The organism is Sutterella sp. KLE1602, assembly GCF_001578585.1.
Lineage (GTDB): Bacteria > Pseudomonadota > Gammaproteobacteria > Burkholderiales > Burkholderiaceae_F > Sutterella > Sutterella wadsworthensis_A.
Window position 1 is genome coordinate 67,109 of record NZ_KQ968489.1, and the last position, 10,876, is coordinate 77,984.

At 51.9% G+C, this 10,876-nt stretch carries 8 protein-coding genes; 2 read left to right on the plus strand and 6 right to left on the minus strand.

Features of this window, described 5'->3' with window-relative positions; translation table 11 throughout:
- Positions 1 to 124: 124 nt before the first annotated feature.
- From HMPREF3036_RS11450 to HMPREF3036_RS01465, 5 genes are all read right to left on the minus strand, one after another.
- The gene (locus HMPREF3036_RS11450) at positions 125 to 1,222 is read right to left on the minus strand and encodes a glycosyltransferase family 2 protein (protein ID WP_082897309.1); all 1,098 of its coding nucleotides are present in this window, start codon (positions 1,220 to 1,222) and stop codon (positions 125 to 127) included.
- On the minus strand, positions 1,215 to 2,582 hold the full coding sequence (locus tag HMPREF3036_RS11790; protein ID WP_156469708.1) for a glycosyltransferase family protein: 1,368 nt from the start codon (positions 2,580 to 2,582) through the stop codon (positions 1,215 to 1,217). The genes HMPREF3036_RS11450 and HMPREF3036_RS11790 overlap by 8 nt, the downstream gene beginning before the upstream one ends.
- A 65-nt stretch (positions 2,583 to 2,647) precedes the next feature.
- Complete coding sequence (locus HMPREF3036_RS01455) at positions 2,648 to 4,084, minus strand: mannose-1-phosphate guanylyltransferase/mannose-6-phosphate isomerase (RefSeq protein WP_062330967.1); 1,437 nt, start codon at positions 4,082 to 4,084, stop codon at positions 2,648 to 2,650.
- Complete coding sequence (locus HMPREF3036_RS01460) at positions 4,081 to 5,469, minus strand: glycosyltransferase family 4 protein (RefSeq protein WP_062330969.1); 1,389 nt, start codon at positions 5,467 to 5,469, stop codon at positions 4,081 to 4,083. The genes HMPREF3036_RS01455 and HMPREF3036_RS01460 overlap by 4 nt, the downstream gene beginning before the upstream one ends.
- 474 nt (positions 5,470 to 5,943) lie before the next feature.
- Positions 5,944 to 7,575: a Na/Pi cotransporter family protein gene (locus HMPREF3036_RS01465; RefSeq protein WP_197457916.1), complete on the minus strand. Its 1,632-nt coding sequence runs from the start codon at positions 7,573 to 7,575 to the stop codon at positions 5,944 to 5,946.
- 218 nt (positions 7,576 to 7,793) lie between these two features.
- Between HMPREF3036_RS01465 and HMPREF3036_RS01470 the strand changes: the two genes are divergently transcribed.
- Both HMPREF3036_RS01470 and HMPREF3036_RS01475 read left to right on the plus strand, forming a co-directional pair.
- The gene (locus tag HMPREF3036_RS01470) at positions 7,794 to 8,264 is read left to right on the plus strand and encodes a CYTH domain-containing protein (protein WP_062330974.1); all 471 of its coding nucleotides are present in this window, start codon (positions 7,794 to 7,796) and stop codon (positions 8,262 to 8,264) included.
- An 11-nt stretch (positions 8,265 to 8,275) separates the two neighbouring features.
- Positions 8,276 to 8,911: a hypothetical protein gene (locus tag HMPREF3036_RS01475; RefSeq protein WP_062330976.1), complete on the plus strand. Its 636-nt coding sequence runs from the start codon at positions 8,276 to 8,278 to the stop codon at positions 8,909 to 8,911.
- Between the two features lie 667 nt (positions 8,912 to 9,578).
- On the opposite strand, the gene HMPREF3036_RS01480 is transcribed toward HMPREF3036_RS01475, so the two are convergent.
- A partial coding sequence (locus tag HMPREF3036_RS01480) for an SLC13 family permease (protein WP_062330979.1) occupies positions 9,579 to 10,876 on the minus strand: 1,298 nt, incomplete at its 5' end.

The following is a 10,876-nucleotide window of genomic DNA, read 5'->3' on the forward strand; positions in this document are numbered from 1 at the left end:
CTGGCCACTAACAGCCATGAGGAGCATGTCTCGTCGAGAACCTACTTATAGCAAACGACATTATAAATCGTAACTAAAATCGCACAGACTTTTAAATTTCTTATTGAGTTTGGACCATGAAATGTCAACGAGACCACCGTAGAAGAATCTTCCTTATTTTTTTTCTTATAAATCCATTCTTTATCCTTGAAACTCGCTCTAAAAGTCTGTTAAACGGAGCGTGACTGAGATTTTGTTCTCTCATCGAATCAAGAATCCAAGCTTGGTCTATCTTTATTTTCCCTTCTTTCAACCTCATTCGCCTATTTAGACATTCAAAAATCACCTCCGAACAAACATTATCCGAAAGCGCATAAATACATTTAGGCCAATCATTTATATCAATATCGCTAAGCCTGTTGATCTGATTATCCGTCAGATGATGAAGCAACTGATCCAAAGAGTCATTAAAGTCCGCCCCACACTCAGTTTTTTGCAAGTAGTCACGCAACCATTTACAAATAATTGGTTCTTTTGCAAAGTTATTTATAAACTTATCCGTGCAAATATTAGCCGATGTTATTCCACTACCGACCATATAAATATATATAGCTTTAGACCTAACCGACACAAATGTCTCAGCTACTGTAGTAATCATGAAATATAAATATACATCTTCGGCGGCGGACAATCGCTCATTTCTTATTTTTGGCAATATCCCCTTCAGGAGACTAGCTCTATAGCATTTACCCCAAATCTCCCAAGAATATTGATAATTTACAAAACACGCCCTATTAATTCTTAGAGATCCATTAATAGATCCCAAATAGTCTCCCCGCCAAAAATCACATTGTGTTCCATCTAGTTTCCTAGCTTCAGTAGAAAACCTCAAGATATCGGCATCGTATTCCCGCATCAAATTAATGAGATCCTTTGCTGCATCGGGGTATCCTAGGCAATCATCGCCATCAACAAAACAAATCCAGTCGCCCAAAGACTCTCTGATTCCTACCAAACGAGCATTTAACGATCCCCTGTTATACTTCAAATGTATCACCTTAATTCTAGCATCAGTTTTTGCAAAATCATCTGCGATTTTTGATGATAGATCCGTACTACCATCGTCAACAAGTATAAATTCAATCTCCTTTTCTGTTTGAGAAACAAGGCTTTTCAAGCAACCGGGAAGAAACTCTTGAATATTATATATTGCAACAACAAATGATAATTTGGGCTTATTCATGTTCAACCTTTCGAATTATTAATTTATTAATGTCAGAAATTGCTTGACCTACAATTGAATCCCAACTAACAACTTGGCATTCAGGTCGTTCATACGAACCTTGGTCAGCACTCGATTCCTCAGACAGTATCTGATCAAATGCATCGGCAAAATTATCGTTTTTTACAACCGAAACACCTTTGGAATTTTTGAAAACCTCAAAACCTCTAAAAGCAGTTTCGCTTGCAAGTATCCTTTTCGTTGAAAGCAGAGCTTCAGCCGTCTTTAAATTTGTCCCTCCCCCGCTTACAATTGGTAGGATAATCAATGATGATATCGAAAATAAGTATGCCTTTTCCTCGTCACTAAAAGAATTTATCGTCGTTACGTTTGACAATTTTCCTTTTCTTTTACAATATTCTTCATAGAATGAACATATTCCGCCTGCTAAAATCAAATTTATTTTATTGCCGTGCTCATAACGTTTCATAACAGGAAGAACAAAGTCCTCAACCCCTGTCCAATTAGGTAAGTGCGGACTACTTATATAAATAATATTGAACCTATCCGCAACAATGTCAATATTTTCTACCCTTTTAGAAACAACCGTAGTTGGGTTATTTGCACCATTAGGAATCAGAATTAGATTCTCGGTTAAAGATTTGTACACACTAAAATCATAATCAGAACAACAAAATACAAGAGAAGAATTTCTAACAAGATCCCTTTCTACGAGCTCATAGAAATTAACAATCTCCTCTGCCGATGTGTCGCCTTGTAAGAAATTGGATTTTAACTGCCACTCTACATTGTGGCTATCATAAATAACTGGTACTTTAGGGAATAGATGTTTTACTATTGGCCATAAAAAAGGATGTTCGATTAATAAAACATCGGGATTTATCACGTTGAAAATTTGTTTAAGCTGACCACGGTCGAAATCACTTGCTAGTACAGCGTACCCTAGTCGTATTTCCCATTCCCGCCAATCACTTTCTACCCACTTATTCTGTCTTTTTGTGAGTTCCACATAGTTGGAGCCTAGCGGATGACGCTCTCTAAATTTATAAATCCCCCCCGAACTCAAGTTCCAACCTAATCCTGCCATTATCTTTCTTAATGAATTTATTCGTCTCTCTCCCCCTGTTATATTATTAATAGCAGGATAGTAGCTAAACTGGAATATTTTCGGACTTTTTATTCTATTAATAAATTCTATGGAAATATGATTGCGAGAATTAGTCGCAAAGAAGTCGGAATTTTTATCCCCATTTAAAAGATTGCTAGCATATTCTTCTGAAAAATCCCGTTTGTACAACTGGTACCAATCCATAAATCTGCTTTTCATCTTTGTACATACTCGGTTATCTGTATCAACCATGTAAAACTTAATTAAATCGTCCGGAACAGGATAGTCAGTACATCACATATCACTCTAATTGATTACTAGCACCGACCATAATTGTCAATAATTCTCTCTATATCATCCTCAAAACACTTCCCGATTTGAACTTCAATTAAAGTAAGCGGCACATCTGTTTTATTGGTCAGTCGATGAATCTCTTTTTGATGAATGAAAACAGACTCATTCGTATGGACAACCTTTAACGTTTCACCAACCTGCACAAGAGCCTCTCCCGAAGCAACCGTCCAATGCTCCGCACGATGCTGATGACGCTGAAGCGAGAGACTGCAACCAGGATTCACGACAATGCGCTTGACCTTGAAGCCATTACCCTCGTCAATCGCGTCGTACCATCCCCAAGGGCGGCGTCCCTTGCGATGTTCACCAGCCTGTCGGAACCCTTGCTGCTTAAGCTGCGCAACCAGCTCCTTGACCTGCTGGCACTTGGACAACTCCGTAACCAGAACGGCGTCACTGGTTTCTATGACGGCCATGTTCTCAACACCGTTGGTCACGACGGGACGGGAAGTCGACACGACCAGCGAATTCTTGGTATCCGTTTTCACCACATTGCCGACCGTGAAGTTCCCTTCGTCGTCCTTCGGGATGGCATCGAAGACGGATTTCCAAGACCCGAGATCGGTCCATTTCCCAGAAAAAGCGATGACCTTGAGCGGAATGTTCTTTTCCGCACAGTGCTCAAGCACGGCAAAGTCGACGGACTCCGACGGGATTTGCAGGAAATCCTCGCGGGCCACCGTGATTTCGTTGTCGGAAAGAGAAGTCCTCTTGCTCCAAGCCTCACCGGCCGTCGTTGCAATGTCCGGACGACAGACATTGAGCGCTTTGAGCCACGTCGACGCCTTCAGAATGAAGATGCCCGAATTCCACAGATAGGTACCCGCCTCCAGATAGGTTTTGGCCGTTTCAAGATCGGGCTTTTCGACAAAGCAATCAACGGCGACGGGCAATTCTTCAGAAGGCGCATCGACCGTTTTGATGTAGCCGTATCCCGTTTCCGGATAAGTCGGCTTGATGCCGAGCAGCACGATCTCACCGGCTTCGCACGCCTCAACGGCACGTGCAATGGCTTCATTGAGCTTCACATCATCAATGGCTTGGTCGGAAGGCAGCACAACCAGAATCGGATCGTCTTGCTGCATGAGAGCGGCCATGGTGAGCGACGGCGCCGTGTTGCGGCCAATAGGCTCAAGGAAAATGTCCGCATCCTTCGTTCCGTCCTGAAGCTGTTCCTTCACAAAGAAGCGATAGTTCGAAGACGCGATGATCGCGGGCGGGAGAACTTTGACGCCTTCGATTTGCGAATGAATGCGTCTGACGGCGTAACGAAACAGGCTGTTGACCATTTCGCCGCCCTTGGGGAAGTTGACGAATTGCTTCGGATAGTCAGAACGACTGATCGGCCAGAGACGCGTTCCGGATCCGCCGCATAAGATGACGGGTTTGAGATGGGTCATGACGCTAATCCTTTGACTAATTTGAAAAACTGATCGAAACTTTCAGCCCACGTAAGCGGGCGTATCTGTTGCGGAATGACGTGGCTGTGAAGCGCGTCGAGCATGGATTGGGACAACCCTTCGGCATCTGCGCCCGTGAAGTAGAAGGCGCTATCCCCGGCGATTTCTCGAAAGACCGGAATGTCGCAAAGCACGAGCGGCTTTTGGTGGAACAAGGCCTCAACGACGGAAAGACCGAAGCCTTCCGCTTTGGAGGCCACGATGACGGCTCTGGAACCTCGGTAAATTGAGGTCAGTTCATCGTCGGAAACACGGTCCAACCAAATCAGGCGCTGCCCCAATTCCTTGTGCTGACGAATGCGGCGGGTGAGATCCCTCACCTTCCAGCCTTCTCGTCCGACGAACACGCAACGAACGTTGATGCCCTGAGACCACAGGCGCTCAAAGGCGTCGAGCACCTGAGCGTGCCCCTTGCGCGGCTCCAACGTGCTGACCATGAGGAAGTACGGAATGCAGTCGTCCAACGGCTTAGGCAGTGTTGAAGCGCTCGTTGCGGCTCCCGAAGTCTTGAAATTCGCGCCCAAGTGGAAGAACTTGACCGGTGGATGCGTGTCAACGCCATGCGCGCGACACCACTGCAGGTAGTCGTTTTGGGTTGCCTGTGAGATGGCGAAGATCCCGTCGTAGCGCCCGATTTGCGACAACCAGTCACGGAACTGGACGACGTCGCGATTGCGGTAAAACTCAGGATGGTTTTCGGGGATGAGATCGTGCAGAACGAAGCCGACCTTGCCGCCCTTCCGACGGAAATCGTCCATCCAGCTCTGCATGAAGGCGATTTCATTGCGGTTGACCATCGTGTGAATCAACCAGTCGCCTTTTTGAACCGTGACGACCGGATCCTCGTCACCCTTTTGAGACAGGGTCGAGAGCGTCTTGGACAAATGGAGCCACTGGCGTTCCTTTAGCCAAGCCAAAGGGATGCGGTAGGTGCCGCTGCGCGGCTCCGGATAGACGGGGATGCACTCGACGTCTTCCCTCAGCAAGCCCTGGTGGCAGAGCTCTTTGGCTACGCGAGGAATACCCGAACCGTTGTCGAAATAAGGGAGTGAACCGATGTTGAGGTACAGCCGCGAAGTGCGCGGGCTGCTGGTCGACACCGGGTTGACGGCCGGACTGTGACGAGCTACCGAGGCAAGCGGAACGTTCAAGACGAAGAACTTCGTCTTGAAGTTGGGATTGAACTGTTTGGTGAGAATCGGGAGAGAGCCGATGCACCAGGCGTGCATGTTCCCGAATTGGACTGCATGAAAACCGAACGGAGTTCGGTTCTCCTTAAGATACAAACGCAGTGCCTTCGGAGACGAAAGGTACTGCGTCGTCATAGCGTAGACAGAATCCCGAGCGTGGATTCATGAGCGATTTGTTCGTGCGCGTCAATACCCTTGCAAGAGCTAGCAAGAGACGCTAAGGGAATTAAATCAAGTACACGCCGGGGGGGGGGCAATAGTATCATTTCATTACGCATAGGTATCGCGCTCGGACTACTATGTGGTTGTAGGTCGCTTTATCGCTTGGTTCTCATTGTACCAGAACCCATAAGTCACTCGACGCGCGGCGCTCACCTTCTCACCTCAAGGTTGCTGTTTTGCGACTCGAACACCAAAAACGAACCCTACGCTCTTGGTGTCCCACTTGAAGACCACAGGAAAGTCACTATTCACGGATAGAGCTTGAGGCACACGCTCAACACTCAACCTACAGGTCGCAGGGGAACCTCCGACCGAAACAGACATTCGGATCATGGATTCGACGGTTCCGTCCCCTTCAAGAAGCGGGTGAGCAATCTCTCCACTTCCTCAGGCTTGTGCCTCGATATTGACGGACGTACACACCAGACCAGCAAACCGAATGAAGAGCGTTTGGAGCTCCAGGTGAAGCGCACTCGTTTCGACGGCGCCTGTTTCACCTCGAGAGACGCGCAGCATGTGGTGTTCCGTCCGCTCATAGCTCAGTTGAATCAGGTGCCCGCGCGTCTCCTGCAGCGTGCGGCCAAGGGCTTGCCGCTCGACCGGATCGGTCGACGAAATGAGCTTTCCAAGCGTACCGATCGAAGCGAGCACCTGGCCGTGAAGGTCTTCGAGCTCAACAAGACCCTCCGAAGTGAAGGCGCGGTGCCTCGAACACTTCTTGTCGTCCGTGAGCCTGACGATCTGATCGACCACTTCGAGTTGTTGTCCGAGAGACGCGTTCAAGTTTTTGAGGTACTGCCAGCGCCAAGCCTCCTCCTGCGTGAGGCCTCCGCGCATGACAAGGCCGAGGTAGCGGCTGATCGTCGTACATTGAACCGCAAGATGAGCCTTTTGATCAAGGAGCATCATGATGTCGCCCTTGGGCGGATTCGTGCCGAGCATCGCGCCGAGCGTTTGCCAGAGCGTGTAAACCGCCTTGACAAGGCGAAGAATTTCGGTTTCGGCTCTTTGAATCGACACGGCGCTGCCCATGAGACTTTCCTTGGAGAAAAGCCCGGCCGTGCGGGTGAAGTCCTCCTCTTCCTCTTCGGACGCATCGTCACCGGGCATCAGGCGTTCGGTGCAGCGTCCAAGAATGCCGGCCGCCGGCAGGCCCAGAAGACAAACGCAAGCGTTGAATGCGACGTGAAAGTAAATGGGCGAGTCCTCAAGCCCCGCAAAGAAGGCCGGGATCTCCGGCACCCAAACGAGCGCCGCGGCCGCGAGCCCGATCATGGCCGTGCGCCAGAGCGCGTTGGCGAGCGCTCCGAGGCACCGTTTGCGGCTCACCATCATCGAGGCCATGACGCCCAGAAGCGTATTTTCAACCTCGGCGCCGAGCACCATCCACAAGCCTGTACTCACCGGGATCATCCCGCCCGAGACCAGTCCGAGCGTGATGATGACCGCGGCAAGACTCGAGAAGCACGCGAAGCCGAGCACCATCCCGAGAAGCAGTGCCATCGCCGGCATTTGCGTCATGTGCTCGAAGAGCACCATCAGGTCGGGGCTCGTTCTCAGCGGCATGGTCGACGCCACGATCTGCTGGAGCGCGAGCATCACGAATCCGAATCCGATGACGATGCGGCCGAACTGTCCCGTCCGGGTATCGGCCCGGCCTCGGAAAAACAAAATCGTGCCGCCAGAGATAAGCAGCGGCGATAGGAAGGAAAGGTCAAGAGTCAAAAGCCTGCTCATCACGGCACTGCCGAGATCTGCGCCCAGAATCGCAGAAAAAGCCATGGGCGTCGTGACGAGCCTTTCGGACTGCAGGCCGGCAATGATCAGCCTGCCCGCCGTCGCACTTTGCAGCAGGGCGGCAAGCACCATGCCCGCAAGCCCGCCCGCCACGCGGTTTTGCAGGCGATGCGCCAGAAATTCGCGAAGCTTGACGCCGAAAGTACGCAGCATCCCCGTTTTGACCATGTAGGTTCCCCAGAGCAAAAGCGCAATGCCACCCGCCATCTGAATCAACGACATTCGTTCCTCCCTTGCCTTCCTTTTCCGTTCTACGATCTTAGGCAAAAGGGACGCGAACCCGCGCAAATCCATAACATTTCCTTATGAGATCGATCTTAAAACACGATTTTCCTTTGAGATCGCAATGATCAACAATAGATTCAGATCCGGCAGCGGCCGCGGTACGCAGGCCGCCGCTCCTTGTTCATCAGTGAATCATCCTCGAAAGGACACGCATCATGGCTAAGGAAATTGAACGCAAATTCCTCGTCGTCGGCGACGAGTGGCGCAAGCTCGCCGAAGGCACACGCTATCGCCAGGGCTATCTCAACAGCATGAAGGAGCGCACGGTGCGCATCCGTACCGTCGGCGACAAAGCCTTCATGACGGTCAAGGGTCCCACGGTCGGCGTGACGCGCATGGAATTTGAATATCCGATTCCCTATGACGACTGCATCACGATGCTCGACAACCTCGCCGAACAGCCCGTCATTGAAAAGGTCCGATACAAGATTCCGATGGGCGAATTCGTCTGGGAAATCGACGAATTCTTCGGCGTCAACGCAGGTCTGATCGTGGCCGAAATCGAGCTCAAGTCCGAAGACCAGGCCTTTGAGAAGCCGTCCTGGATCGGCGAGGAGGTCTCCGGCGATCCCCGGTACTACAACTCGATGCTCGTTGCCCACCCCTACACCACCTGGAACAAGTAAGGGAGCTCATCATGGCAGATTCCTACGCAAAAAACGTCGCCACCTCGGCTGAAGAAGCCGCGAAAATCGTCCCGCGCGCTGAATTCCGCGTCTTCGGCAAGGACATCATCGAAGGCGTGATCGAGCACATGTGGTGCTGCAAGGCTCAGCTATTCAAAGCCCGCGTCATGCCGCCCGAAACATACATCCTCTCGAAGAACACCAACGAAGCAAACGTCAAGGTTCGCGACGGCCTGCTCGACATCAAGACAAAGGTCGCGCAAACGCCCGAAGGCTTCGAAGTGTTCCAGCCCCGCGGCAAATTCCAGTTCCCGGTCAAGCGCGAAGAGCTCTCTGAAATTCTCCGCCATCTTCAGGTGGAGATGCACCTTGAGAAGGACGGCTACTCGTTCGATGAATTCTGCGCCATGGTCAAGGCCCATCCCGACATGGCTCTGGTGACCGTCGAAAAAAAGCGCTTCGGCTTCAGCGTGAACGGCGTCATTTGCGAGTACGCCAAGGTCTGGTTCAACGGCGCAATGGTTGAAACGGCCTGCTGCGAAAGCGAAGATTATGCCGCCATGAAGGGCGCGGTTGAGGCGCTCGGCATCGCCGAAATGCCCAACACCAACTATCTCAAGGCCGCCAAGTCCGTGGTCGGAATGTAACGCTCTCCTTAGAAGACCGGGCCGTTTGCAATCCGGCCCGGTCTACTGCCCCTCCTTGAAAGGCCCGCCGATCTTCAGCGGGCCTCTTTTTCATGTCCGCAGGCAGAAGTCACGACACTCCCGCGCCGTACCACGACGCTCCGGCCCCACGTCCGCGCGAACCCCCTGGAGGCTCGCATCCTTCAAATCGAACCTGTTGTCATCTCAAAGCGGCACACCTATCTCTCAAACCGGAACATCAGACGCTCAAGCCTTGCGCCATCCCCTCCCCGGCGTTCCCCTCCAGCCGCGCCTGTCCTCCTTGATCCCTGCCTCTCCCTTCTTCGGCCCTCCGCCATTTTGAGCGCAGCAACCATTCACCGGCTTCGTCGCCCGAATGGCTTTCCGGTTTTCACTCGATTGGGCGCCTCCGAATTGAAGGCCGTCCTCAGGATGGCACTCCCTGCGTCAGGCGTCAACCACCAGAGCCTTGCTTTGTCTTGACTCGACCTGCGGCCGTACCGATCTTGCGGACATCCGGCGCGCTTCCTTCCGGGAACAACGCGCCTTCAAAGCCCAACGCCGACGCACGCCCCGCTCCGCTCCGCGTCCGGGCAATCTCGTCCTCGCAAAACAAAACGGCGACGACCTCGGAAAAGGCGTCGCCGTTGATTCGGTCAAGGATTTGTCAGAAGAAGCCGGGACTGATGCCGAGCCAAGTGAAGTAAGTGGCGCCGGCGATGAGAAGCAGAACCCAGTAGAGCACGGACATCACGAAGCCGTAGCGGAAGGATTCGCCCATCGTGTACTTGTTCGTGCCGTAGAGCATCGCGTTGGGCTTGGCGTTGAACGGAAGCGACCAGCAGCAGTTGATGCAGAGCGCCACGGGCATGGCGAGCGTCAGAATCTCCATATGAAGTGTCTGCGCCACGCCGATCACGATCGGCATGAAAATCAGCGTTCTCATGTTCTTCGACTGGAAGATGAAGTGGCTGGCGATGAAGATGGCGGTGAGCACGGCATAGAGTTCGAAGTAGCTCATCGTTTCCATGCCGAGCGCGGTCATGAGCTGATTGGTGAGCACGTCCATGAGTTTCGTCGCCTTAAGTCCGGCACCCAGCGTGTATGCGCCGGCTGAGAAGAGCATCAGGTGCCATGGAATGTCGACATCGTTCCAATTGAGGAGCTTGAACTGAGGGGCTAGCATCACCACCGCGCCGAGAATGGCCACCACCGTGGCATTCATGCCGTGCAGCTTGTCCGTCGCCCAAACGATGAGAACGAGCATGAAGACGACGAAGGCCTTGACTTCGTTGAGCTTGACTGGACCGAGCGCCTGATAGGCCTTGACAAGGGCCTCGCGGCCGCCGGAGAGCTTGGGCTGTCGATCCTCGGCAGAAACCGGGAAGACGAAGCGCACGCCGATTGCGTAGGAAATGAGGCCGAAAGCGAGCACGAGCGGCCAGCCGGCCATGAACCAGTCAAAGTAGTAGATCTGAACGCCCGCGCCGGCAAGAAGCGCCACGCCGAGAAGGTTCGCACCCGACCCCGTCATGAACGTATTGCAGCTCGCATTGATCATCAGCAGGTTGTGAAGCACGAGATTGCGGGCGAAATTGTTGGTCGTTTCCGTTCCCGGCGCGCCGTACACTGCGGAAACCACCATGAAGAGCGGCATCATCAGCGCGGCCTTCGCGGCCGTTGCGTTGACGAAGGCTGCGAGCACGATGTTGATGGCCAAAAAAGTGATGAAGATCATGCCGGCATTCTTGCCGAAGCGAATCAGCAGCCAGAGCGCGGCTCGTTTCACCAAATCCGTCTTCACCATCGCCGACGCCATGATGAAGGCCGACACGTTGAGCCAAATCGTCGGATCGCCCAACGTAGCCATGGCGGGCTTGGCCTTGAGAATCCCCGTCAGGATGAAGCCGCAGATCAAAATCATGGATGTTACATAGGAATAGTTAGGAAATAACTTATCAATCT

Excerpts from the sequence above, each read along its gene's own strand:
- HMPREF3036_RS11450 (WP_082897309.1), bottom strand. The coding sequence starts at position 1,222 with ATGAATAAGCCCAAATTATCATTTGTTGTTGCAATATATAATATTCAA.
- HMPREF3036_RS11790 (WP_156469708.1), bottom strand. The coding sequence starts at position 2,582 with ATGGTTGATACAGATAACCGAGTATGTACAAAGATGAAAAGCAGATTT.
- HMPREF3036_RS01455 (WP_062330967.1), bottom strand. The coding sequence starts at position 4,084 with ATGACCCATCTCAAACCCGTCATCTTATGCGGCGGATCCGGAACGCGT.
- HMPREF3036_RS01460 (WP_062330969.1), bottom strand. The coding sequence starts at position 5,469 with ATGACGACGCAGTACCTTTCGTCTCCGAAGGCACTGCGTTTGTATCTT.
- HMPREF3036_RS01465 (WP_197457916.1), bottom strand. The coding sequence starts at position 7,575 with ATGTCGTTGATTCAGATGGCGGGTGGCATTGCGCTTTTGCTCTGGGGA.
- HMPREF3036_RS01470 (WP_062330974.1), top strand. The coding sequence starts at position 7,794 with ATGGCTAAGGAAATTGAACGCAAATTCCTCGTCGTCGGCGACGAGTGG.
- HMPREF3036_RS01475 (WP_062330976.1), top strand. The coding sequence starts at position 8,276 with ATGGCAGATTCCTACGCAAAAAACGTCGCCACCTCGGCTGAAGAAGCC.